16 protein-coding genes are annotated in these 25915 nt (G+C 64.2%); 13 read left to right on the plus strand and 3 right to left on the minus strand.

Annotated features, from left to right (window positions below; genetic code table 11):
• Positions 1-335: 335 nt before the first annotated feature.
• Positions 336-1226, minus strand: a complete 891-nt coding sequence (locus G6O54_RS25385; RefSeq protein ID WP_165229426.1) for a sigma-70 family RNA polymerase sigma factor — start codon at positions 1224-1226, stop codon at positions 336-338.
• Positions 1227-1626: 400 nt separating this feature from the next.
• Positions 1627-2247, minus strand: a complete 621-nt coding sequence (locus tag G6O54_RS25390) for a sigma-70 family RNA polymerase sigma factor (RefSeq protein WP_250847077.1) — start codon at positions 2245-2247, stop codon at positions 1627-1629.
• Positions 2248-3659: 1412 nt separating this feature from the next.
• Between G6O54_RS25390 and nusG the strand changes: the two genes are divergently transcribed.
• Positions 3660-4241, plus strand: coding sequence for a transcription termination/antitermination protein NusG (gene nusG / locus G6O54_RS25395; protein WP_165229429.1), 582 nt, complete (start codon positions 3660-3662; stop codon positions 4239-4241).
• 42 nt (positions 4242-4283) lie between these two features.
• Here nusG and G6O54_RS25400 read toward each other — a convergent pair whose 3' ends face one another.
• Complete coding sequence (locus G6O54_RS25400) at positions 4284-5795, minus strand: FHA domain-containing protein (protein WP_165229432.1); 1512 nt, start codon at positions 5793-5795, stop codon at positions 4284-4286.
• A gap of 1131 nt (positions 5796-6926) precedes the next feature.
• Between G6O54_RS25400 and G6O54_RS25405 the strand changes: the two genes are divergently transcribed.
• From G6O54_RS25405 to G6O54_RS25460, 12 genes are all read left to right on the plus strand, one after another.
• Entirely contained in the window at positions 6927-7808 is an 882-nt protein-coding gene (locus tag G6O54_RS25405; protein WP_165229435.1) for an exosortase/archaeosortase family protein, read from the plus strand.
• Positions 7809-8048: 240 nt separating this feature from the next.
• The gene (locus G6O54_RS25410) at positions 8049-10187 is read left to right on the plus strand and encodes a polysaccharide biosynthesis tyrosine autokinase (RefSeq protein ID WP_165229438.1); all 2139 of its coding nucleotides are present in this window, start codon (positions 8049-8051) and stop codon (positions 10185-10187) included.
• A 100-nt stretch (positions 10188-10287) separates the two neighbouring features.
• Positions 10288-10983 (plus strand): exosortase-associated EpsI family protein, encoded by a 696-nt coding sequence (locus G6O54_RS25415; protein WP_165229441.1) that lies wholly within the window; start codon positions 10288-10290, stop codon positions 10981-10983.
• A gap of 101 nt (positions 10984-11084) precedes the next feature.
• On the plus strand, positions 11085-11792 hold the full coding sequence (locus tag G6O54_RS25420) for a sugar transferase (RefSeq protein ID WP_250847078.1): 708 nt from the start codon (positions 11085-11087) through the stop codon (positions 11790-11792).
• A gap of 89 nt (positions 11793-11881) precedes the next feature.
• Positions 11882-16066, plus strand: coding sequence for a tetratricopeptide repeat protein (locus G6O54_RS25425; protein WP_165229447.1), 4185 nt, complete (start codon positions 11882-11884; stop codon positions 16064-16066).
• A gap of 396 nt (positions 16067-16462) precedes the next feature.
• A complete protein-coding gene (locus G6O54_RS25430) occupies positions 16463-17284 on the plus strand; it encodes a PEP-CTERM sorting domain-containing protein (RefSeq protein ID WP_165229450.1) in 822 nt (273 codons plus the stop codon).
• Between the two features lie 277 nt (positions 17285-17561).
• Entirely contained in the window at positions 17562-18515 is a 954-nt protein-coding gene (locus G6O54_RS25435; protein WP_165229453.1) for a PEP-CTERM sorting domain-containing protein, read from the plus strand.
• Positions 18516-18901: 386 nt separating this feature from the next.
• Positions 18902-20818 carry a tetratricopeptide repeat protein gene (locus G6O54_RS25440; protein WP_165229456.1) on the plus strand — a complete coding sequence of 639 codons (1917 nt, stop codon included), beginning with the start codon at positions 18902-18904 and terminating at the stop codon, positions 20816-20818.
• Between the two features lie 418 nt (positions 20819-21236).
• On the plus strand, positions 21237-22325 hold the full coding sequence (locus G6O54_RS25445; RefSeq protein ID WP_165229459.1) for a glycosyltransferase family 2 protein: 1089 nt from the start codon (positions 21237-21239) through the stop codon (positions 22323-22325).
• A gap of 71 nt (positions 22326-22396) precedes the next feature.
• Entirely contained in the window at positions 22397-23446 is a 1050-nt protein-coding gene (locus G6O54_RS25450) for an NAD-dependent epimerase/dehydratase family protein (protein ID WP_205679036.1), read from the plus strand.
• A gap of 31 nt (positions 23447-23477) precedes the next feature.
• Positions 23478-24623 carry a glycosyltransferase gene (locus G6O54_RS25455; protein WP_250847079.1) on the plus strand — a complete coding sequence of 382 codons (1146 nt, stop codon included), beginning with the start codon at positions 23478-23480 and terminating at the stop codon, positions 24621-24623.
• A 143-nt stretch (positions 24624-24766) separates the two neighbouring features.
• The gene (locus tag G6O54_RS25460) at positions 24767-25837 is read left to right on the plus strand and encodes a glycosyltransferase (RefSeq protein WP_165229465.1); all 1071 of its coding nucleotides are present in this window, start codon (positions 24767-24769) and stop codon (positions 25835-25837) included.
• Positions 25838-25915 lie beyond the last annotated feature (78 nt).

Here is a 25915-nt window from a genome sequence, read left to right on the forward strand (position 1 = left end):
CGCGATGAAAGGTCAGTATCGACTGCCCCAAAGCCGGGACCTGGACGTGACGTCTTCTGTTGCGCCTGACGCGGCCCGCGATGCCGTTGGGAACCGGGCCCCGGCGCGATCGCCAGCCAGCGCCTGGCTCGGCAGGAGCCTCGCCCTCCCTTCCGGAGAAGAGCCCCTCCCAGCCCGGGAGGGCGAGGCTCCTGCCGAGCCAGGCGCTGGCCGAGGCTTGCCGACAGGCCTCGTTCCCGCGCAACGAATCCTGGACAGGACGCCCGGCGCGTCCAGGCCAACTTCTCATCGCGCCAGGGCGAGGCCGCCGGCTTCGGGTCCGAGGACCGGACCCGTCACGCCATGGCGATCCGCAGCTTCTCGAGGGCCTTCTCCTGGATCTGACGGACGCGCTCCTTGGAGAGGCCGACGACATCCGAGACCTCGCCGAGCGAGTGCTTCTCTTCGCCGTTGAGGCCGAACCTGAGGCGGATGATCTCCCGTTCTCGCGGGCTCAAGGTCCTCAGGAGCGTCTCCACGCCCTCGCGGTCGTCGATCAGGCCGGTCGCGTCCCCCCTCGGATCGGCGAGCATGCGGCCCGAGTCGGACTCGCCGTTGTTGACCTCGTCCAGCCAGACCGTCGGGCGGGTCACCTCCCGGAGCCGCACGAGGTTCTCCTCGGAGACGACCGAATCGGGCGTGTCGTCGAGCCCGCGACTCGACGGGAGGTTGGCCTCCTGCTCCCTCCGGCGACGGTCCGCGGCCAGCGCCCGCAGGCATCGCGGATTGAGGCGGACCGGGTAGGCCCCGGCGGCCACGGCCGCCTGCATCCGCTGCCGGACCCACCAGATCGCGTACGCCGCCAGCCGATTCGAGCTGGAGGTGTCGAACCGGTCGATGGCCTCGAGCAGCCCGCAGAAGCCCTCCTGAAGGATGTCCGAGTAGGGGATCCCGCGATTCCGGTATCGCCTGGCCGAATGGGTGACGAGGTTGAAAGTCCCCAGCGCCAGCTTCGAACGAATCTCGAGATACCGATTGCGGATCTCTTCACGGCGGGGATCGACGACGCCGTCGCCGGCCGCCGACGCGTTCGCATCACCGCCGGCCTCGAGCGCGGCCAGATCCTTGCGGCACCGGTCCAGTCGCTCGAGGAGGCCACGCTCCTCCTCCGGGGTGAGCGCGTCCTCCTCGGGGCTCGTGTGCAGGTCGTGGCGCCTCGTCGTTCGTGCAAACTTCGTGGTGCTCATCTCGTGGATACTCCAGGCATCACCCGGGCCGCCGCCTTGCGGATGCGTGGCGGCGAGGGCGAGCGACGGTTGCGAAAGAACCGGTCGCGACCATCCATACCTTATGCGGAGGCATGGCGGGGCGAACCGCGTCGTGGACGGGTCGGCACACACGTCCCCGTGCCCAGGCGCACGGAGAACGTCGCGGCCCTGGAAGCGTCCTTGCTCGTAACCAATTTCCTGATAAGTCATGGTTGCCGCAGGTCCCGCGGCCGCGGGGCCTGGGCCAAAGTTCGAGGCGCAACGTGGCCTCTTCAGGATCGGGCCGAATCGCGTCGGCTCTCCTAAGGCCCGATCCGTCCCTCACGCCCGCCGAGGTGCTTCGATGCCTCGACCGGGCCGAGGTCCCGGACGTCGCCGACTACACGCCCAGCCCCATCCGTTCCCGAAGGCGGAGCACGGCTCGAAGGAGTCGGACCTTCACGGCGCCTTCCGCAATCCCCAGCGCGTCGGCGATCTCGGCGGTACTGAGCTGCTCCTGGTGCCTCATCACCAGGACCTCGCGGTCCTTCGTCGGCAGGTTCTCGATCTCGCGCTGCACCTGCTCTCGATCCTCGTCCTTCATCAGTCGGCAACTCGGGCTCGACGCGTCGGAAAGGTGCGGACCGAACAGGCCGAGGCTGGAGGCCCCGGGGAGGTGATGGCCGACGTTTTCACGCGTCACGCTCCGCTTGCCGGCGGCGACGTGGCTGCTGTGGGCGTCGACGATCCTGTCGCCCTCGAGCTGCCTGAGCCAGGCCCGAAACGAGATCGGTCCTTCGTCCAGGTACGTATCCAGCCGACGATTCGCCTCGATGAGCACCTCCTGCACGACGTCGGATACATCCACCTGGGACGCAAGTCGACGATCGAGCCGGCTATGGATCGTTCGGTGTACGTCGCAGGGATGGAGCTCCAGAAGCTCGTTCCGCGCCGACGCTTCCCCGAGACGGGTGCGTTCAAGTAGGTCCTGGGTGGTTGCCATCACGTCCTGTCGCATCATTTCACCTCCCACTCCTTACCCGGGAGAGAGTCGCGCAGGGTTACACCGATTCACGAGTTTTTTCGGGGATTGATGCGAAGAACGGTTGTGGCGGGACCGAGCCAGCAGGACGATGAAATAGGCTCGAAATCAATGGCGTTACAGTGCCATTTAAGGCACAAAGGCTCGGTCAGGGAGACGGGATCGCTCGGTGAGGTGCGCCTCCACTTCGTGGCGAAGGGTCGCGATCTTGTGCTTCGACTAAGGTGAGTCCTCGCCCTGATGCGTGAACCGACGCCGGAGATCGGAAAGGGCGAGCTCGGCCTCCCGATCGCGCCGCAGGCTATGGTAGGCCATGGCCAGGAACGCATCGGCCCGGTGGCGGAGGGCGGGAGAATCGGATCCGGCATGTTTCAACGACTGGATCACCTCCGAGAATCTTCCCGCTCGATAGAGGCCCGCGCCGTGGCCGAGCAGGAGGTAAGATCGTAACTGGCCGTCGGAAGCGTCGAGGGCGGAGACGTCGAGGGCGACGACGCGCCGGGGCAGGACCTCGGCCAGCCGCGACCATCGCGCCAGCGAGAAAACGCGGCGGTAGCTGGAGGATGCGCCGGCGACGAGCGATCAGGCCGTCGGCAGCAGATTCGCCACCGTGCGACGCCCGTTGGTCAGGATCGCTGCACCCACGAGGGCCAGGATTCGGCGGAAGGCGGGCCGGGTGAGGATCGGGATGAAATCGTCCCAGAAGCCACGCTATGTCTGGGGTATCACCCCGGCAAGGAAGTTGATCAAGCTCACGGATATCGAACGGCTTCCTGAATCCCCCCACGCTCGGGGACGCGAAATCCGGCTCTCCCCCTTACGAAGGGGGAGTTGGAGGGGGTGCTTGGTGCCGGCCAGGGCGATCGAATTCACCCCCCTGAATCCCCCCTTCGTAAGGGGGGAAGTGAATGCGGGCCGGCTTCCCTGTCAGCGGTAAGAGCCCTATCACGGTGATCTTCTTCCTTGCCGAGGTAATAGAATGGCCATGAGTCCGTCCTCGGCCGGGGTGATGGGGAAGTCGTGCAACCTTCATCCTACCGCCCGATGCGGGCTCACGAACTGCACAGGTCGAGTTTGGTGGTTCATCCGGCAGAAACGCTGACGGCGAGCCGGCTTCCGGCAGGCCATGGCTGAGATGTCCGGTTGGCAGTTGTCAAGAATCATGGCGGATTCACCACTTCGTGGTTCCGGGAGTAGCGGCTCCGCGAACCCTCGATTGTGGAAGGCTGTAAAGCGCTCAACATATGGTGATAAAAAAACCGGGTTCGATGGTTGACTTCCGAGTCATTGCGGACTACTTAACCTATAGGCCCAAGATGCGCCTGTCGGATGTATGACTGCCAGCAAGTGCGAGCGTCCATTCTCTGGATGGACAGCATGGGGACGAGCCCATGACAATCCTCGGTGTCGAGACAGATTTCTATCCCGACGAATTATGGGACCCTCCGTCGAACGTGCTGCAACCCTCCACGGGGAGACAATGGTGGTGTCTGCATACCAAGCCTCGGCAAGAGAAGGCCGTTGCGCGTGATCTAAGGAATGCGAAGATAAGCTTCTACCTGCCCCAGATGATCAGCGAGAGATTGACCCCGAAGGGACGCAGGATTCGGTCGGTGCTCCCGGTCTTCACGAGCTACGTCTTCCTGAAAGGTGACGAGAACGACCGACTGGAGGCCCTACGCTGCAACCGGTTGGTCAATGTTCTCGAAGTCTTCGATCAGGAATCTTTAGACCTGGATCTGCGCCGAATTCACCGGCTAATCATGTCGAGACTTCCGCTCGTTGCGGAACCACTCGTCCTACCTGGAACAACCGTACGGATCATGTCCGGCCCGCTCACCGGCTTGAAAGGGACTGTAATCCGACGTGAGAACAGCCATCGTTTCGTCGCGATGGTCCGGTTCCTGTCTCGAGGGGCCAGCGTTCAGCTTCAGAATTGGCAGGTCGAGGCGGACAAAGGTGGAGAGGCCTGATCGACCGTGCAGGACTTCAGTGACTTCCCGGAATGACTACCTTCACCTGCTGATCTGGCTGATGATCCTACGCCAGTATCCCTGTCGTTCGCGCTGCAGCATCGCGATACGTTGGGTCAGCAGGCTGTGAGTCGCTATGCAGTCGGAGGATTGGCCCGAACCATTCATGTCGGTGGGAGGGGCTTCGGGGATTCTCGAAGTGTTCGTGATGTCACGAACTTTGGAGTCTGGGTCTCCCGAAATGGCCGCGTTCGGGGATTCGGACAGTGCAGACCGCGACGACGCTTGCCGTGAGACGGCGAGTGCCCCGTCGCGAACGGTCTCAGGCTGGCCGACGCTTGGCGCAGCAGTGGCCTGGGGCGAGGCCCTGTCCCCTCCCGGGGCCATGATTTGGGTGAGTTTCTCCTGAAGCGTACTGAGCTCGCGGGTAAGTTGTTCGACCCGATCGAGTTCCGCCCGAACCGTCACGACGTGCTCTCGGTGCATCGCGACGAAGAGTTGGACCATCAAGATCATGTCGTTGTGGAACGACTCCATCACCTGCAGTTGCTGCTGCCACATTGCCGGGGTCATCGGGGCGGACTGGGATAGAGATTGCCCGTCGAAAGACGGCTCGACGCCCATCATTGACAGACCCACGACGGCCTGAAGGGGAGCGCGGACGGCCGGCATCGATGGGCGTGCGATCGATCTCGACCGGAGAGCCAGCTCCCGCCCCTCGGATTGCCCCGGAGCCCAGCCCGATCTCGGCCCATACGATCCTTCCGGGGCCTCTGGCATCGCGCCCGCGGAGATTGGGACATCGTGGCGATGGAGCTCGGGCGAATTGTCCATGTATCGCGAGACGAACGAGAAACGGCCAATTCGGACCGTGTCTCCTGCATCGAGCCAGGCCCAGCGGACCCGCACACCGCCGACAAACACCCCCTCCCGAGACCCCAGGTCCACCACCCAAAGCCCCGATGGGGTCCGAACGAAACTGGCGTGGAACCTCGAGACGCTGCTGTCCGAGAGGGTCAGGTGGCATCCCTCGGAGCGGCCGACAAGGGTCACGACACTCGGGAGTCGCCAGAGCGACTCATCCCTGGATGTCCTTATCGGCCATTCGAGCGCCACCCGGGGAAGGGGCGAGGGTCCGTCCGGGGCGGTCGGCAATGCACGGGGAGGATCGTCCGTGGATCCCGGAGAAACCCGCTTGGTTTCGCCGAGGATTCTGCGGATGGAATAGTCGCCGATGTTGACCACCTGCTCGTGGTCCAGCCAGCCGCGGTCAACCTCGGTCCGTTGATCCGCCCAGACGAGGCCGGTCCGGCTCGGCATCTCAAGACAGAAGAGGCGGCCGCCGACCGCCTGGAAATAGGCATGCAACCGGCTCACTCCCTGGGCTCCCAGTTGCAGATCGCAACGAGGATCCCGCCCCACCAGGAGGAAAGCCTGCCGAAAAGTGCGGATCTCGGGTCCGGAGCTCACCCGGCCGCGATCCCAGCACTCGAGGACCAGGGGATCGTCGACTCCGCAAGCTCGGCAGAACAGGTCGAGCGCAGCCTCATTCATGACGTTCGTGAATCCCGATGCGTCGAGGCCTGGCTCCTCCGACGCAGCCACGGCGGCCAGGAAGGACGGATGAACCTGCTGATATTCGAACGTCCGCGGCCGTTAATTTCAAGGGCGTGAGCGAGCTTACGCCCCTGCCAAGGGCGAACCGCACGAAACTCCCCGCTCGATCACATCCAGTCGATCCGAGATCGGATCGCCCCCCTCCGGGCGGCCGGAGAGTTTGGCCACTGATTCGAGACGGAGATGAGGCGAAAACACCACAAGACACCCCTTGTAAGGCACTTATGCAGCCGCAACATAACTGACCCGTCCGATGGACCGCCAAATTACAAGCAAGCGATCTTGCCTTCTATGCTCCATCCGCCTCCACAGTCATGCGCGGATTATTCCTGGTGAACGAGAGAACGGAGCGAAACGGACAGACAAGCACAAATCCACGAGTCCGGCCATATTGCCAAACAATACCCACGGCTTTAACCACTCCGAGCTTAACATGACTGAGATTGTTTTGAGGAATTCGCATGCAACTGGTTGACATGGTCCATCGACGGTAGCAAGAATGTGTCCGTCTTCGCTGCCTTGAGGTCATGGCTGGCTTCATGCGTTGTCGTGCCGTCACACCATCGTGCTGTTAAGGTTTTGAGCGGCAAGGGTTGCCTTTTGCAACCCACGGGCACGGAGTGTGCGCCTAAGAGACGTTTTGTGCGAGATCTTACTGAAGAGCGCTCGTGCTTTGTCACAGCTAAAGAGACGCGTTGAGGGAGGCGATCCCCATGTCCGAGCCGGAAGCGTTAGCGACGGTCAATTCATGATTTATGATTTTCCGTGGCTAACGCTTCCGGCTCGGAAAGACCCGAAATCTAAGCTGTGACAAAGCGCTAGTCGCCCATTCTCATCCGGATACAGACGGCTGTTCTCTCAATCGTTCGGCGGCCTCCTCGGCAATGCGAACCACTCAATCGAGCAGACCGGATCATTCCAGAGACCACTCAGCAATCATCCCGACACCTGGTCGGCCGGCCCCGAGCTTCAGGGACCGACAGTTCAGTCTCCGGATGATGCCCACTTCCACCAGGCCCCATTCCTGACGGCGCAACAGTCATGATGCGACGAACGAAAACGCCATTCGTGCTCGTTCCGTGGCTCCTGCTCCTGGTCGGCGTGGCCTGGGCGCTCTGGCCGGTGATGGGGACCATGGCCGATCGTTGGGCCCGTGATCCACGGTATGCGCACGGTTATCTCGTCCCCGTGTTCTCTCTGGGATGGCTCTGGAGTCGCCGATCCGCGATGGCGAGCCTGTCGCTCCGACCCAGCGGTTGGGGGCTCTTGCTGATCGCCCTCGGGGCGGCTCTCCAGCTCTTCGGAGGCTACTTCCGAATGAACCCGATCGAGGGGAGTGCGCTGATTCTCTACCTCGCGGGTATCACCCTGTTGCTGGCGGGCCGGCAGGTGTTTGCACAGGCATGGCAGGCGATCGCCTTCCTCGTGTTCATGCTCCCGCTGCCATGGTCGATCGAGAATGCGATGGGCGGCCCACTCCAGGCCATCGCCACGCGAGCCAGCAGCTTCGGCCTTCAGACAATCGGTTTGCCTGCTTTCGCCGAGGGCAACGTCATCCATCTCGAGAAGGGCCGGATCGGTGTCGTCGAGGCCTGCAGCGGGCTGAGCATGCTGATCACCTTCGTGGCGCTCTCGACGGCCGCCGCGCTCGCGATCAGGCGGCCCCTGCTCGACAAGATTGTCCTGGTCGCCAGCTCCATCCCGGTTGCCCTGGTGGCAAACATCGCCCGGATCATGCTTACGGGCGTCCTCCACGAGACGGCCGGCAAGGGATTCGCCGACCATTTCTACCACGACCTGGCGGGCTGGTTGATGATCCCCTTCGCCCTGGTCCTCTACTGGCTGGAGCTCCAGGTCTTGACTCGAATCCTGGTCCAGGAGGAGGAAGAGGCTCCGCTGCTGGTGGGCCTCACTCCAGCGAGATCGGCCCGCGTGCCTACAACCGGCTGATCCCGGGTAACCGCTTTCGGCGTCATCCCGAAGGTCATCTGGTCTCCAATTTTCGTCGCAGTGTTTGCCATGCACGAAGTGAATACACCAAATTCCCGGCTCTCATCCCCCGTCCCTGTCCCGGCAAGCCGCGCGGTCGTCGTTGCCGGGAACGCGGGAAACGTCACCACCATCAGCCGAGGCCCACTCACCAGGCCCCAGGTGACGCCCAGCACGAGCCCACTCGACCTACTCCGTGCCTTGCGACGCAGGCTGACCCTCGCCCTGGGGATAGCCATGCTCGCCGTCGGCGTGGCGGGCCCCGCGGCCTGGTATCTGGTCCCTCAGTCGAAATACCGGGCCCAGGCGACCTTGCAGGTCGTGGCCCAGTCCCCCCAGATCCTCTTCAAGGTCATCGAATCTCAGGGCAACGGGGGGGAGGAATACAAGCGCTATCAGAAAACTCAGGTCAACCTCGTGAAGAGCCGTCTTGTCCTCAATGCGGCCCTCCAGCAAGAGGGCGTGGCCCGCTACGCACTGATCCGATCCGAACCAGATCCCCCCAAGTACCTCCAGGAGAAACTCGAGGTCGGCTTCGTGGGCGAGTCCGAGCTGATGGAAATCGCCCTCAGCGGCGACGACCCCAAAGAGCTGGCCGGCCTCGTCAATGCGATCAAAAAAGCCTACATGGACGAAGTCGTCGACGTCGAGCTCAAGGGACGGACCGCGCGGTACGATCATCTTACGAAGCTGGAAAAGGAATATAATGACCTCTTGAAGGGCAGACGGGAGACGCTTCGCAAGCTCGCCGAGACGGTCGGCTCCGACAATCGAACCACGCTGGCCATGAAGCAGCAGTACGCCCTCGAAAGCGTGGCGTCCATCCGCAATGAGCTGCTGGAGGTCCAGTCCAAGAAGCGAAGGCTCGAGGCCCAGCTCAAGGCCCAGGTCAGCGGCGATGAGCCCCTGACGTTGACGTCCGGCAGGAGGATTTCCCCCCGCGACATCGACCGCATGATCGATGAGGATCCCGCCGTCCTGAACATGATGGACCAGCTCGCGGAGCTCCAGCAGAAGCTCTCGGTCGAGACCATCCACGCGCGTCAAGTGGTGCGCAGGCCGGGCAGCGAGCCGGTGATCAAGTCGTTGCGGTCGCAGGTGGACGGGGCCCAGAAGGCACTCGCCCGGATGCGGCAAGAGGCCCGCCCCGGCGCGATCCGCAAACTGCAGGAACTCGAGCACAGCGGGCAGCAGACGCAGAAGGACGAGGGCCAGCAGGAACTGGCCATGCTCGATGTCCTCGAGAGGCAACTGGACGACGAGATCAAGCACCTCTCCGATGGCAATCAGACCCTGACCGTCCAGACGCTCGACCTTCAGGACAAGCAGGACGAGATCGCCAAGCTCCAGGAGGCAGCCAGCAAGATCGGCTCGGAGGTCGAGGCCCTGCGGGTCGAGCTCAAGGCCCCTCCGCGAATCCGCGTGCTGGAGGACGCCGTCGTGCCGCGCACCCGGGACGATAAAAAGCGCTACATGATGATCGGACTGATCACCCTGGGCTCGTTCTTCGGCTCCCTCCTCGGCATCGCCTTCCTCGAGTTGCGGACGCTCAAGGTCGACACCATGGAGGCTGTGTCCGGCATACTGGGGCTGCAGGTCGTCGGCTCACTCCCGGTCCTCCCCTCGCGAGTGCGGAGCGGCCGCGCCATCGCCCGCAACTCCAAGGACCGGATCTGGCATAACCTGCTGCTCGAGTCGATCGACGCCGTCCGAACCATGCTCGTGCATGCGGCACGGACCTCGTCGTACCGGATCGTCATGATCGCCAGCGCCGAGGCGGGCGAGGGCAAGACCTCGCTGGCGAGCCACCTCGCCACCAGCCTGGGGCGGTGCGGCCACACGACGCTGCTCATCGACGCCGACTTCCGCAATCCCTCGATCCACAGGCTCTTCGACCTGCCCTCTGAACCCGGGCTCGCCGAGGTCCTGCGGGCGGAAATCGAGACCGAGGCGGCAATCTCGGCCACCCCGATCGAGGAACTCAAGGTGCTCGCGGCCGGCCGCTGCGATGAGCGGTTGATCCGACTCCTCGCCCGCGGCGACCTGGGGGCGGTATTCGCCCGTCTCAAGGACCAGTTCGATTTCGTGATCGTCGACACGTCGCCGATCTTGCCGGTCGCCGACGCCCTGATCGTCGCCCAGCAGTCCGACGCGGTCCTCTTCTCGATCTTCCAGGAACGAAGCCACCAGGCCAAGGTCCTCTCCGCCCTGCACCGACTCCAGACCCTGGGGATCGATGTCCTCGGCGCAGTCGTGATGGGAGGCGAGGGTAGCCCTTACGGGACCGACTACTATCGGGACTCGCTGCAGGCGGTCGATCCCTCCCCGTCGAAGGCCTGAGCCTCGCCGGAGAGCCATCCCGCGGCCCGAGGCCCACACTCTCCCAGATCGACGTTCCGCCGGGTACCCTCCCTGAGCCCTGTTACGAGGCGTTCCGACCATGCTGGCCGCGATCCGCATCACCACCGCACTCGCCCTGATCCTCGTGGCGGGTGTCGTCCACGGGAGATGGACCAACCGCTGGAAGGTCTCATCCGCGCTGGCCGTTCAGGCCGCCAAGGTCGATCGCGTCCCACTCACCCTGGGCGAATGGACCGCGACGTCTACGACGATGGATGAGCAGACCCGAACCATGGCCGGCGCGGAAGGCCATCTGACCCGGGTCTACCGCAATCCCCGGCTCGGTCAGTCGATCTCCGTGCTCCTGATCTGCGGACTGCCCGGCGACATCGCGACCCACACGCCCGATGCCTGCTACCCGGGAGCTGGATATACCCTCGGGCCCCAGGCGAACTCCACCGTCGCCTACGGCACGCCGCCGGCGACAGCGACCTTTCGAACCGCGATCGCGCGTCGAGGCGGAGTCCAACCCTCGTCATTGCGGATCTTCTGGAGCTGGAACGACTCCCGGGGCTGGTCCGCCCCCGAGAACGCCCGCTGGTCGTTCGCGTCCGCCCCGGTGCTTCACAAGCTGTACGTCATTCGGGAGACCTCTGGGATTGAGGTCGATCCCGGCGAGGACCCCTGCCAGGAGTTCCTCCGTCAGTTCCTTCAGACGCTGGACGCGACCCTGTTCGCCCACGAAGGGCCCTCGCAGGCCTCGCCTGCCGCAGTTCCCTCCTCCGCCTCCCATTGATTGAGCTCCGCCAAGTGATATCTCAGGAGTCTTCCACCATGCATCCACTCGATATCGAAGGGCCTATTGAGCCCCCAATGATCGCCAGGAGCCCGCGCTCAATGACTGGCCTCAGCTACCAGCAGGTTAAGCCGAAGGCCGATTTCTGCCTGGCGCTATTGCTCCTGATCGTCGCGTGTCCCGTCATCTTTGTTTCCCTGATCCTCGTCAGGTTGACCTCCCGAGGCCCGGCGATCTATTCCCAGAAGAGGCTGGGATTGCGGGGCCGGCTGATCACGATCTATAAGATCCGGACCATGTATCAGAACTGCGAGCGGGACACCGGCGCCGTCTGGTCGTTGCCGGGCGATCCGCGGGTCACTCCCGTCGGTAGATTCCTGCGCTGGAGCCACCTGGATGAGCTGCCCCAGCTCTTCAACGTCGTGAGGGGCGAGATGAGCCTGATCGGGCCTCGCCCGGAGCGTCCCGAGATCATCGCCAAGCTCGAGAAGTCCCTGCCGGACTACCGTCAGCGCCTGGAAGTCCGCCCCGGACTCACCGGACTGGCCCAGGTTCTCCAGCCTCCCGACACTGATCTTGACAGCGTCAGCCGCAAGCTCGAACTCGACCTTCATTACCTCAGGGAAGTGGGCCCCTGGATGGACTTCCGAATTTTCCTGGCCACCCCCTTGCATGTCGTGCACGTCCCCGAATCCAGGATCGCGGGCCTCTTCGGCTTCCCGACAGACGAGCTGCAACCTGCCGCGACTCTGGACGAGTGCCGAAGTCACCTCGATGACTCCCAGGTGACGCCCTACTACGCGGGCTGATCGTTCCCCGTCGGCCGAGAATTCCGCCGCAAGACCTCGTGCTCGTCGCGGGGCCCAAGATGGGCTCACAAGCTCCAGGCCAGATCATCATGAGAAAGCTCAACCTCCCCTTCCTGCTCAGCCTGCTGGCGATCGCGGCCATCCTCGGGGTCACGACCTACTTCGTGCACTCCTGGCAGGTGCGCCGACAGGTGGCCAACCTGCTCAATCGCGCCCGCCTTGCCGAGGAGGCCAGGGACCTGCCGAAGGCCGCCGACTGTCTGGTCCAGTACCTCAGCCTGAACCGCGAGGACGCCGAGACCTGGAAATGGTACGCGCGGATCCTCGACGAGAAGGATCGGGAGGTCGGCGCCAAGGAGCAGGTTTTCCTGGTTCATGAGCGAGCCCTCCAGTTCAATCCCGACGACGAGGCGCTCGAACGGCGTTGCGCCGATCTGGCGATGGAGCTGGTCCGGTACAGCGACGCCGAACGTCATCTCAAGAAGCTCTTGAGCCGAGCGGGCACCGCGGAGAAGCCCAGGGACAAGGCGGAGCTGGGGGAACTGCTCGGTCAGTGCGCCGTGGGAGGGACCCGGTTCGAAGAGGCGGAGTCGCTCTTCCGCCAGTCCATCAAGGACGATCCGGAGCGCGCATCGGCCTACTACAGCCTGGCCCGGCTCAAGGCCGGGAATCTTCGGCAACCGGAGACCGGTGCCGAGATCATCGGCGAGATGCGAGCCAGGAACCCCGAATCGGCCCGGGCTCTGGTCCTCGCCTGGAGGTTCAGGAGCGAGTTCCAGCCCCCCGCCGATCCGAAGGACATCGAGCAGGCCCTCGCGCGTGCGCCCCAGGATCCGGAAGTCCTGCTGGCAGCCGCCATCGCCAGCGAGGAGAAGGGCGATTTCAAGGCCGCCCGCTCCTACTGGAGCCGGGGGAACGCGGTCGAACCTGGCAAACCGGCGTTCGCCATCGGCCTCGCCAGGGCCGAGATCCGGGACCAGCGTCCCGATCAGGCCGAGGCGATCCTGCGGCAGGCTTACAAGGTGACCCCCTCATCCACCCTGGCCATCTTCCTGACCGAGGCCCTGATCCTTCAGGGCAAGATCGAGGGCGACGGGAATGCCGCCGAATGGATCGCCATGCTGCGGTCACGCGGCCTGGGGGACACCTACGCCCGCTATCTCGATTGCCAGGTCCTGGTCCGGCAACAGCAGTGGGAGAAGGCGATCGTCGAAATCCAGCGAGCGCGGGTCCTCCTGAAGGAAGATCCGGCCGTGATGGAACAGCTCCACCTGATGCTGGCCCAGTGCTACCGCCAGGTCGGACGGGACGACGAGCAACTCCAGGCGCTCCAGCAGGCCTCCGAGGCCGGAGGGGCCTCCGACGCCGCGCGGCAGAACCTGGCCCAGGCCCTGGTCCGATCGGGCAAGGTCGATCAGGCGCTGGCCGTGCTCCGTCCGCTGGCCGACCGCCGGCCGGATTTGCAGGCCGAAGTCGTTCGACTCCTGATCCAGCAGACGCTCCGCCAGCCCCGCGACCGCCGGGACTGGACCGCGGCGGAAGCCGCCATGCAGCAGGCCGAGAAGGCCCGGCCGGCCGCGATCGAGGCGAACACGCTCCTTCGTGCCGACCTGCTCCTGGCCGAGGGCAAGCCGGACGAGGCTTCCTCACGACTCACGTCCGCCCTGGAGCGCGATCCGAAGAACACGCGGTATCGTCTGGCTCTGGCGCGGCTCGACGAACAGCGCGGCAAGCCCGACGCAGCCATGAGCCGGATCGACGCGGCCGAGAAGGAACTCGGGCCGGGACTGGAAATCCTCCTGGCGCGGCTCGACGCCCTGGCCCAGCGCGGCCCGGACGCCCGGCCTGCCGTCGCGCAGATGGCGGAGGCCGGGAAGAAGCTCCCAGACTCCGACCAACCGGCCTTCCTGGAACGACTGGCGGGGACGGAATTACGTGTGGGCCAGCCCGAACTCGCCCGCCAGCACCTCCGCGAACTCGCGGCCATCCAGCCCGCCAGCGTCAGGACACGCCTGGCGCTCTTCGACCTGGCCCAGGAGGCGAACGACGTCTCCGAAGCCACGAGCCTGCTCGAGCAAGTCCGCAAGCTCGAGGGTGAAGAGGGGACGACCTGGAGATATTGCCGGGCGATCTTGCTCCTGGGCCAGGCCCGGGTCGGCCAGGGATCGAGCGGGAACCCGGACCCTCGGATCACGGCCGATGTCGAGAACCTCGTGGCCGAGATCGCCAAGCGTCGTCCCAACTGGTGGGGCGCCCCCGTGATCGAGGCCCAGGTCGCCGAGCTCCGGAATCAGCCCGACAAGGCCGCCCTCCACTACCAGCGCGCCGTGGGGCTCGGGAATGTCCAGTCCAACCTGATCCAGCGGCTGACCGCGCTCCTCTATCAGACCCAGCAGTTCGATCAGATCGACGCCCTGGGCCGAACGCTGGCCGACCGCGGCGTCATGCCGGGGGAGCTCGCGGTCATCGGGGCGCTCAACGCGCTCCGCCGCGGAGAGCTCGACCAGGGCGTCGCCCTGGCTCGCCAGATCTTCTCCGAGAATTCTCGCAGCCCCTTCGAGCTGCTTTTCCTGGGCCGCATTCTCCTGTTCGCGCAGCGAACCTCCGAGGCGGAGAAGCCGCTTAGTCGGGCCCTGGAACTGGCCCCACAGAACCCCGAGAACTGGACCACCTTCGTGGAGCTGCTCCTGAAGGCCGGCCGCAAGTCGGAAGTCGCACCGCTCCTGGAGAAGGCCAAACTCGCCCTGCCCGCCAAGGATCGGCCCCTCACGCTCGCAGTCTGCCAGGCCATGGCCGACGACGACCAGAACGCGGCCGACAGCTTCAAGGCGGCTCTCGCGCTCCGGCCCGACGATGCCACCACGCTTCGCCGGGCGGGCGAGTTCTACGTCAAGATCATGGACATGGAGAAGGCCAGGGAGGTCATGGCCCGGATCCTCGACCCCGCAACGAAGTCGCCCGAGGCCAACATCACCTGGGCGCGGCGGGTTCAGGGCCTCGTCGGCATGTCTTCCGGAGGTATTCCCCAGATCGACCAGGCCCTCGGCCTGATCGACCAGAACCTGAGGGCCGACCCGTTCAGCTTCAAGGACCAGACCGCCCGCGCGATCCTCCTCTCCATGCGGCCGGGGCGCCGCGAAGAGGCGATCCGTGCGCTGGAAGCCCTGGACCGGAATCATCTCCTTGGGCTCAATGAACAATTCACCCTGGCGATGCTCCACGGCGCCGAACGCGACTGGGCGAAATGCCAGGCCAGGCTCCTCAAGATCCTGGAGCGATCCCGGGAGCCTCGCTATCTCGTTTACCTGGTGAGCATCCTCCTCGAGCAGGGCGACCTGGCCGCCGCGGAGAAGTGGCTCAGGGAACTGAAGCCCCTGCTCCCCGACAATCTTGCCGCGATCGAGCTCGAGGCCCGGGTGCTCAAGGCCCGCGATCGCGCCAGCGACGCCCAGTCACTGATCCGAACGTTCAGCGGATCACACCCCGACCAGGCCCTCGCAGTGGCCGACCTGCTGGAACGGCTCGGGATCCTCGACGAATCGGAGTCGACCCTGCGGCGATTCGTGGCCGAGAAACCCGATGAGCCGACCCGGATACTCCCCCTCATCGGATTCCTGGCCCGCCGAAATCGCCTTGAAGAGGCCCTGCCCCTCTGCGACCAGGCCTGGAAGACCTGCCCTCCCGAGGCCGCTGGCGACGCCTGCATGACCGTCGCCTCGAGCCGGCAGGCGAGCGACGCCCTCCGCCGCAAGATTGAAACGGGAATCCAGGAGGCCCTGAAGCGAAAGCCGGGCGAGCCGAGGCTGCAGGTCAACCTGGCCCAGCTCTTCAGCCTGGGAGGGCGATTCGACGAGGCCGAAGCGACCTATCGGGACGTCCTCGCCCGGGAGCCGAAGAACATCGCGGCGCTCAACAACCTCGCCTGGCTGCTCGCCCTGCATTCGAAGAAGCCCCAGGACGCCCTGGGCCTGATCAACACCGCGATCGAGGCGGCGGGCGACGTGGTTCCCCTCCTGGACACCCGGGCCGCGGTCTATCTCCAGATGGAGCAGCCGGAGCCGGCCCTGAAGGACCTGAAAGCCGCCCTGGCCGTGAACCCACGATACCCGAGCCTTTCCTTCCACCTGGCTCAGGCGCATCGACAATCCAGGAACGCTCAGGAGGCGCGCAAGGCCTTTGAAACGGCGCGACAACTGAGCCTGACCCGTGAAACCGTGGACCCCCTGGAAAAGGAGACCTTTCGCCTGCTGGAGAGCGACGTGCAGGGGCCCTGACGCGACCTGCCCGCGCCAACTTGTACGGTCACCGCGGAGACCCGGTCGTCCTCGACCGTCTCTCGCCGGAGGATCCTCGAGCGGGTCCTCGGCAATCACTTGATGGATGCGCACCTTTCCGATATCTTGTCATCCAATCCTTTCTTCTCCTTTCACCGAAGACCGAATGAGATCCAGGATGCTCGGAGAGGTGCGAGAACGCCATGGATGTGTCCGGCCCCTGCCGGCTCGTTCGCGACTCCGTCGGGCCGATCGGCCCGCAGGATCGAAACCCAAGGAGGCCCCGGAGTCCGCGTAAGGCTGTCTCCCGATTCGATGCCCGGCAGACGTTTGCCCGGGCGACCCGATCACGATTCTGATCCGGTTCCTTTCCCTTCTTCTGAGGAGAGTGATTCCATGACACGCTTACGTCTGGCTGCCATGAGTGTGGCAGTCGTCCTGTTCAGCTCGTCGATCGCCTCGGCGGATCCGGTCAACAATGTAACCAATACCTCGACTTCAGGCAGCCCAGGCTTGTCCGGCAGCATCACGGGCATCGCGAGCGACAACACCGTCCTCTACAACGGCGGGGTGTCCGCCTTAGCGTTCTCGACCCATACGACCGGAGGCTATGGCGGGGACTCTCAGATCCTCGTTGGGCAGAACTTCAGGACCTTTTGCATCGAGCTTACGGGCGGGCTGGTCGGTGACTCCAATACGGCGATCGAGACCGTCCCACCCGCTGCGGCTCCTCCGAACGGGTATGGCTATGTTCAAGGCGGAGCCGATGTGATCCTCCAGCGGGCCGCCTGGGTCATCTACAATGCCGGGAGCCTGCTTTCTGGGTACAGCGCCAACATCGTTGCCGCTGCAACCCAGCTCGCCGTGTGGGATATCATCTACGATGCCGGCACACTCGCACAGGGCGACGTGTCGAACTTCGGCAATGGTTCGACTGGTTTCAAGGTGAATTCCGGGTTCACCGAGGGCTCAGCGAGCGCGGTTACCCAGGCAAATGCCCTTCTGCTAGCGTCCTGGAACTCCGGGGACGTCAAGCTCGGTGAAGGAATCGTGTTCCGCCAGGGCATCACGTACAACCACACCACCGGCCAATACAGTAGTGCTGCCAATGGTCAGACGATCATGGCCGCCGTCCCCGAGCCCAGCACCTTTGCCATCGCCGGCGTGGGCGCCCTGGGCATGCTCGGCTACGGCCTGAAGCGGCGCAAGATCTCCTGAGCCCGCTTCCCTGGGCTCCCGGAAAACCTGACCAGATGACGACGGGACTGAACCCGTCCGACTGGTGGCCGGCCACGCTCCTCGCTTTCGAAAGAGGGCGAGGACTGCGCCGGCTGGTTCTTCGGATCATGACCTCGCCGGCGGGAAGGCCCCCCTGGGCGTAACGATGAGCCTGACGAGAGCGAAACCCTGATTCGCCCTGGCCACGTTCGACGGGCCCCCAAGGTCGCCCTTCCCTTCAGCCCAGTCCCATTCCGTCTTTCAGGAAAGGCTCCTCATGCGGTGCTTGCTCCTGGCTGCCTCGAGCATGGCAGTCATCATCCACGGAGCGTCGGCCGCCTCGGCGGACCCAATCAACAACGAGACCCAGACGACAATCGGGACTGGCCTGACCGGCAAGATCACGGTCGTCACCGGTCTGGACAGAAAGGGCAATCCAATCTACCTCAAGACAAGTTCCGGCAAGGACTTACAGAGTACAAGCGTGGCAGCCGAGGCGTTCTCGACCCGGACGACCGGCGGATACAGTTGGACCGTCGGAAAAACCACTTATACGAACGATCAAATCTACATCGGTCAGACTTTCAAGACGTTTTGCATCGAGCTCTCGGGCCGGCTGACGGCGAGTGACGATTCCAATACGGCGATCGAGTCCGTCCCCACCGCGGAGACCGGTCCAAATGGAGTGGGTTACGTCCAGGGAGGTGCCACTGAGGTCCTCCAGCGTGCAGCCTGGATCGTTTCAAACGCCGAGAGCCTGCTGATGTCGCAAGGCATCACCAGCTCGGCCGTGGTCAACGCGGCGACCCAGCTCGCCGTCTGGGATATCCTCTACGATGCCGGCACGACCGCCAAGGGAAACGTCCTCTCGTTCAGCAACGGGACGAGTGGCTTCGAGGTGGATTCCGGGTACGGCCTGAATAACAAGCTCGGCACGGACCCGAAGAACCGGTACGACGTCACGCAGGACGCCACGGCCCAGGCCAACTTCCTCCTGACCGCATCATGGGGCGATGGAAACGTCCAGATGGCTCGTGGGATTGTGTTCCGGCAGGGCGTCACCTACGAACCCGGCAACAAGAAGGCCGATGACGACGGATACTATGTCAAGAAGGCCGGCCAGACGCTCCTGGCGGCCGTCGCCGTTCCCGAGCCCAGCACCTTCGCCATCGCCGCTTTGAGTGCATGTGCCGTGCTCGGTTACGGGCTGCGTCGGCGCACAATCTCCTGAGCCCACAGCCGTGGCCTCCCCCTTTCCATCTGACCAGGGCGACGGGATCGATTCGCTCAAGAGGAAGTTCAGTCATGGCCCTCGCCCCCATCAGGGATGAGGGCCATGACTGTTTGATTCGCGGATCTTCACGCGTCTGGGAAGCATGGACGTGGAGACACCGTCGCGGAGGATCACCCTCACTTCGTGACGACATCCTGCTCCCTTGACCGACATTCAAGGATGACGAGCCCATGGGACGAGGTGGCAACAGGATTCCTCCCCGACGAAAGCCCACTCCCAGTCCCTCTCAGGAGTCCATCCAGGCCACTCCCTCGCCCGCCGATCCGCCAGCAGCCCCGGCTCAACTCTCCCGTTGGAAGAAGCTCGCGTTCGCGACGGTCGCCGTGTCCGGGTCCCTCGCGATCCTGGAGTTTGCCCTCTGGGCCTGCGGGGTCAGGCCGGCCTATCTTCGCAACGATCCCTTCGCGGGATTCACCCCGAGATCGCCTCATTTTCAGATCAAGACCGAGGAGGACGTCGAGGTCGTCTCGGTCGTGCCGAGCAAGAGCGAAACGCTCAATCCTCAGCTCTTTGCACGCCACAAGAGCCCGGGAACGTACCGGATCGTCTGCCTGGGCGGGTCGACAACCTACGGCCGACCGTTCTTCGACCTCACGTCCTACCCCGGCTGGCTCCGCCAGTGCCTGGCGAAGGCCGACCCCACGTTCCGCTGGGAAGTCATCAACGCCGGCGCGATCAGCTACGCCAGTTACCGCATCAAGGGCCTGATGGCCGAGCTTGCCCAGTATGAGCCCGACCTGTTCGTCATCGATGTCGGCCACAACGAGTTCCTCGAACGACGCACGTACGCCGACGTCCTCAGGACCCCGCGCCTGATCCGCGAGGCCGCCGGCCTGATCAGCCAGACCCGGATTGGCGCGGTGGCCGAGCGCTCCCTGGAAGCGGTCGGATTGCTCAACCCGCCCCAGCTCGACCGCTCAACCGGGCTCACCGAGGAAGTCAGGCGGGTCCCGGTCTACGCGGTGGGCCCCGAGGCCTACCACCGCGACCCCGTTTTCCGCCGTCAGGTGCTCGACCACTTCGAGTCGGGCCTGAGGACGATGGTGGATCTCGCCCGAAGCGTGAAAGCTCGGGTCATCCTCGTCACTCCCGCCTCCAACCTCCGCGACTTCGCCCCGTTCAAGAGCGAGAATGAGCCTGGCCTGGCTCCCGACCGCCTGCGAGCATTCCACGAGGCCTATCAGCGCGGCCGTGACCTCCTCCGTGCCGGGAAACATGCCGAGGCCCTGACCGCCCTGGACGCCGCGCGTTCCATCGACGCTCGCCACGCCGACATGAGCTTCCGGCGCGGGCAAGCCCTGCTCGCCCTCGACCGGCGTGACGAGGCCAGCGCCGCCTTTCTCGAGGCCCGTGAAGAGGATATCTGCCCATTCCGATCCCTCACCGAGACCACCGAGATCATCCGCCGGGTGGCGAAAGATCTCGGCGTCCCGATCCTCGATTTCGAGGCGATCGCCGCCCGGGCCGCCGCCGACGGGATCCCCGGTGACGACCTCTTCTACGATCATGTCCACTTCAAGCTCCCCGGCTCGCGGCTCATGGCACTCGAACTGCTTGACGCCCTCAAGGGACAGGGACTCCTCCAATCCTCCACGAAGTGGGGGCCATCGGCGATCGAGGAGGTGGGGCGATCCATCGAGGGGGCCATCGATGGCCCGCGTTACGCACATGAGCTCTACGCCCTTTCCGGGCTACTCCAGGGGCTCGGCCAGCTCGAGCAGGCCCTGAAACGGGTGACGGAGGGCCTCACGCTCAGCGGCGGTGACCTCGATGGCTATTGCCGGGCGGGCCAGTTGAGCGGCGAGCTTGGGGCCGTGGACAAGGCCACCGACTTCTACCGCCAGGCGTTGATGCGAAAGCCCGGCGCCCCCTGCGCCGAGGAGGGACTGGGCGCCCTCCTCCTGGACGGAGGACATCCCGGCGAGGCACTTGAACATCTGGCCGCCGCCGAACGGACCGAGCCGAACTCGCCCTCGATCCTGAATCGCCTGGGCGTCGCGAACGCCCTCCTGGGCCGACATGATGTTGCCGTGCAAAAGCTCCAGCGAGCCGCTCAGCTCAGCCCGAAGGACCCGGCGATCCACCGCAACCTCGGCCTGGCAGAGGAGCGGCGAGGGAACACGCGAGAGGCGATCGCGCACTATCGAGAGACCTTGCGGCTCAAACCCGACGATCCCGGAGCCGCTTCGAGCCTCAACCGCCTCGAAGCTCATGTCCGCGAGACGAATCGGCTGCCCTGAGATGAGCCATCGGGCACGAAATGGTGAAAATCACACACGATGCCTCCCTCAGTCGCCTCCCGTCATCAAGACGATGAAAACATGAGACCAGGATCGCATTGCGTTCGTCTTGCGTGCACAATACCATCATGGCCAGGGATTGCGGTTTTCCTCGTAGCGGCTCTTCTCGGTTGAGACTTTCGAGGTCTCATTGAGAGAAAGCGGGCTCGATGCGAACCGCCCGCTGGTCCGGTATGACGGCGAGAAGGGTGTAACTGCAACCCACGGGGACGGAGTCTGCCCGGGAATGGCATCGGAACGCACCCGGGCCTGATCAGATTCTCAAGGCCGTATCGTGCCATTTGGACCCTTCTCAGGCCTGACCGGAATCCCGATCGTCTCGAGGTCGAGGATTCGCCTCATCGAGGGCTCAGACGACGTGCTCGGATCATGCACACAGTCGGTTCAGGGAGTCGAGTTCGAGCCTATTCCTCCGGACTCGAGGGCGGAACGACTGGAGGTTCCGTTCATCACCGTCGTCGTGCCGGTTCGAAACGAGGCCCCATTCATCGCCCGGACCATCCAGCAACTGGCCGGGCAGGATTACCGGACGGACCGCTTTGAAGTCCTGGTCATCGACGGCGGGTCGACCGACGCCACGCGCTCGATCGCAGAGTCTCTCGCGAGCAGGCATTCGAATCTCAGGGTTCTCGAGAACCCTCGTCGCCTCTCCAGCGCCGCACGGAACATCGGGATCCGCGAGGCCCGGGGCGAGTTGATCGTCGTCGTGGACGGCCACTGCGAACTGGAGGGCCGCCGCTATCTTCGCGACCTGGCCGACGCCTTCGCCCGGAGTGGTGCCGACTGCATCGGCCGTCCCCAGCCCCTTGACGTCACGGGAGCAACCCCACTCCAGCGGGCCATCGCCGCCGCCCGATCGAGCTGGCTGGGCCATCATCCCGACTCGTTCATCTATTCGACCGAGGAGCAGTTCGTCCCGGCCCAGAGCGTGGCCGTGGCGTATCGCCGCGAGGTCTTCGACCGCGTGGGCGCGTTCGACGAGCGATTCGATGCCTGCGAGGACGTCGAGCTGAACCACCGATTAGACCGGGCGGGCGTTCGCTGCTTCTTCACGCCGACGGCCCAGGTGCGTTACTTCCCCCGGTCCAGCCTACTGGGCCTGTTCCGTCAGATGTCCCGCTACGGTCGCGGCCGAGTCCGGCTGTTACGAAAGCACCCCGAGACCTTTTCACCCGGCGGCCTCATCCCGGCCGCCTGGTTGATGGGACTATCCGTCGGCCCGCTGCTGGCAATGACCTGGCCCCCCCTATGGTGGATCTACGGCGGTACGATCGCCGTCTATCTCCTCGCCGTCCTGGCGACCTCAGCCGTGATCGCCGCGCAACGACGCGAGCCGCGGCTGCTGGGCTGGCTCCCCCTGGTGTTCTCGACCGTCCACGCCGGGGCGGGGTGGGGGGCGCTTGCCGAATTTGTGGCCGGCTGTCGGCTGATCGTCCCGCCAGGGTAGTCGCTGGGCTCCCCGGATTGACACCCGCGCTTTGCCGAAGAGGGGCGCGTCTTTACGACAAGAGAGGCTCCATGATGGCGGTATCATCTCCGAACACGATCGAACGGGACCTCGCCCTGGATGACTTGATCGTCATCGCCGGAGCGGGGGGCTTCATCGGCGGTGCCTTAACCCGCTACTTCCACGACAAGGGCTTCAGCAGAATCCGAGCAGTCGACCGCAAGCCGCTGCCGGATTGGTTCCAGCGAGTGCCGGGCGTGGAATGCCTGTCGATGGACCTGGGCGAGAAGGCGAACGCCACCCGGGCCGCCGAGGGTGCCACGGAGGTCTACAACCTGGCCGCCGACATGGGGGGCATGGGCTTCATCGAGCAGTTCCGCATAGAGTGTCTGCGTAGCAGCCTGATCAACACGCACCTGATCGACGCCGCCTGGCGAGCCGGGGTTCGCCGCTATTTCTACGCCTCGACGGCCTGCGTCTACAACACTGAACTCCAGAAGGACCCCAATGTCCGGGCACTGAAGGAGTCGGACGCATACCCGGCGATGGCCGAGCGCGGATATGGCTGGGAGAAGCTGTTCGCCGAGATGTTCTGTGAGGAGTACTGGGCCGAGCGGGGCCTTAAGACGCACATTGCCCGGTTCCATAACGTCTACGGGCCGAATGGGACGTGGTTCGGCGGCCGAGAGAAGGTGCCGGCGGCGATCTGCCGCAAGGTCATCGAGGCCAAGGACACAGGCAAGACCGAGATCGAGATCTGGGGCGATGGTACGCAGACGCGGAGCTTCTGTTTTGTCGAGGACTGCGTCGTCGGGATCGACCATATCACACATTGCAACCGGCTGATCGCGACTCCGATCAACCTCGGTACCCAGGACATAATCTCGATCAACGACCTGGTTAGCCTGGTCGAGGACATCGGCGGCGTGAAGCTGACCCGTCGGTACAAGCTCGATGCCCCCCGCGGCGTCGCCGGGCGGAACAGCGACAACACGTTCATAAAGAGCGTCTTGAACTGGGAGCCCAGCACGCCCTTACGTACCGGGATAACCAAGACTTACGCGTGGATCGAGGAGCAGTACCACGATAGAAAATCCGGCAAGCGGGTTGTCCAGGACTGAGCAAAAGAACCCGCTCAATAGGAGTCCTGTAGTGACCGAACCGATCCGAGTCTTGGAACTCCGTTGCGCCGATGGGCCCGGTGGCGGCCCAGAGAAAACGATCTTGCACGGTGCAGCTCGATCCGATCCTTCACGTTTCGCTATCACCGTTTGCTACCTTCGCCATCAGCAAGACGCAGATCAATCAATCCGGGGACGGGCCGAGGAACTCTGCTTGGATTACTGCGAGATCCGACAACGCGGCCCACTGGACGTACGCGCGTTCAAGGAACTTCAAGACCTGGTCCGGGCACGACAGATCGACATCGTCCATGTCCATGACTACAAGACGGACTTCCTCGGGCTCTGGCTTGCCCGCAGTTCGCAAGTGATACTGGTCGCGACGGCCCACGGCTGGACCGGACACAGCCGACGGGAACGCTGCTTTTATTATCCCTTGGACCTCCTCCTCCTCACGCGGTATCCTATCGCTATTGCCGTATCAGGACAAATCCGAGACATATTGATCAAACATGGCACTGCCCCCGACCGGATTCGTACGATAGTCAATGGCATTGATCATCAAATATACCGACAAGATCCGACTCGAATCGAAGCGGTTCGATCCGGCTACGGACTGAAATCCGACGAGGTCGTGATCGGTGCCGTAGGTCGTCTCGAGCCTCAAAAGAGATTTGACCTGCTATTGCAGGCATTTGCGCTACTCAGACCGGTTCGGCCCGGGCTCAGACTTCTCATAGCCGGTGAGGGAAGCTGTCGATCTGAATTGGAATCACAGGCGGACAGCCTGGGCCTGAATGGGTCATGCCGGCTCCTCGGCCATTGTGCCAACGTAATCGAGTTCTTCCAAGCGATCAACGTTTGTGTGCAGTCCTCCGACTACGAGGGGACATCGAACGTGGTGCTCGAAGCCATGGCGATGGAGGTTCCCGTGGTCGCCACGGCCGTGGGGGGAACCGCTGAGATTGTGGAGGACGGGGTTCACGGGATCATTCTGCCACCCAGAGATCCAGTAGCAATGGCCGACGCTATCGCGAAGGTACTCGACGAACCGGAGGCGACGGAGGCCAGGGTCCGGGCAGCCCGATCGCGTGTCGAGACGGAGCTTTCCTTTCAAAAGAGGCAGCAGAGACTCGAGGCCGTCTACGAGGAGCTGGTGGAGTCGCACAATCGGTGAACGGAAGCCGTCTCTGTCCGATGACAAGAGCATCAGCGGACGCCGAGGGCGATTTGATGACAGCTCCACGTAATTCCATGTCATTGCATAATATGGCGAATTCAAGTCAGCCCATCCGTGTCTGTTTCCTGATCGATCGCCTCATGATGGGTGGCACCGAGACACAGCTCCTGGCACTGATCCGCAACCTCGATCGCTCGCTAATACAACCCTACCTGGCGCTACTCGACGGGGAGGAAGAGGCGTCCCGGGCTCTCGAGCCGGCCGGCTGCCCCGTAACGCGATTGGGCGTGAAGCGACTTCTCTGCCTCGGCTCCCTCGGCAAGCTGCTAGCATTCTGCCGCTTCCTGAGGCGGGAGCGGATCGATGTCCTCCAGGTCTACTTCCCGGATAGCACCTACTTTGGGACCCTCGCCGGCCGCTTGGCCGGCGTGAGGTCCATCCTGCGGACCCGTAACAATATCAACCATTGGATGACCGCGACGCACCGCCTACTGGGGCAGATCCTCAATCGATGGGTGACCGTTACGGTCTGCAATTGTGAGGCAGCTCGAGAGGCCATCCTGGCCGACGAGCGGCCGGACCCCGATTCCGTAGTAGTGATCGAGAATGGGGTCGACATCGAGCGGTTCGCGCACATCTCGCCGGTGAGTCCGAAGCGTGACCGGTCCCGGCCTCGTCGCGTAGGAATGGTGGCCAACCTCCGGCCGGTCAAGGGGGTCGATCTGTTCATCCAGGCCGCAGCCATCGTTGCCGCGAAAGCCCCGGACGTGACGTTCCACGTGGCGGGCGAGGGCCCCCAACGTCCCGAATTGCAGGACTCTATCAAGGGACTGGGGCTCGTAGACCGCCTTCAGCTTCACGGCCGAGTCGATGACATTCCGATGTTCCTTGCCGAGCTGGACGTCGCCGTCCTCAGCTCCCGCGCCGAAGGGATGCCCAATGCTCTGCTCGAGTACATGGCAGCCGGTCGTCCTATCGTGGCGGCGAACGTCGGCGGCGTACCGAGCGTTGCGTCGCAAGGGGTCCATGCCTGGCTCGTCACACCGGAGTCGCCCGAATTGCTCGCCGAAGCCCTGTCCGGTTTGCTCGACAACCCCCGGAGGGCGGCGGAACTGGCTGCGGCCGGGCGAGAGCACGTCCAGTCCCGCTTCTCCCGAGCGGCCTCGGTCGGCCGGTTCGAGAGGCTCTTCCGCGACGTTTCGTCGGCTTGACGATGCCCCTCGGCTCCCGCCACGACGACGAGGCATAGAGCCGGCCACGCTTACCGAGAGCGAACGAGAATGTCGACC

It is taken from the genome of Aquisphaera insulae, assembly GCF_011064615.1.
GTDB classification, from domain to species: domain Bacteria; phylum Planctomycetota; class Planctomycetia; order Isosphaerales; family Isosphaeraceae; genus Aquisphaera; species Aquisphaera insulae.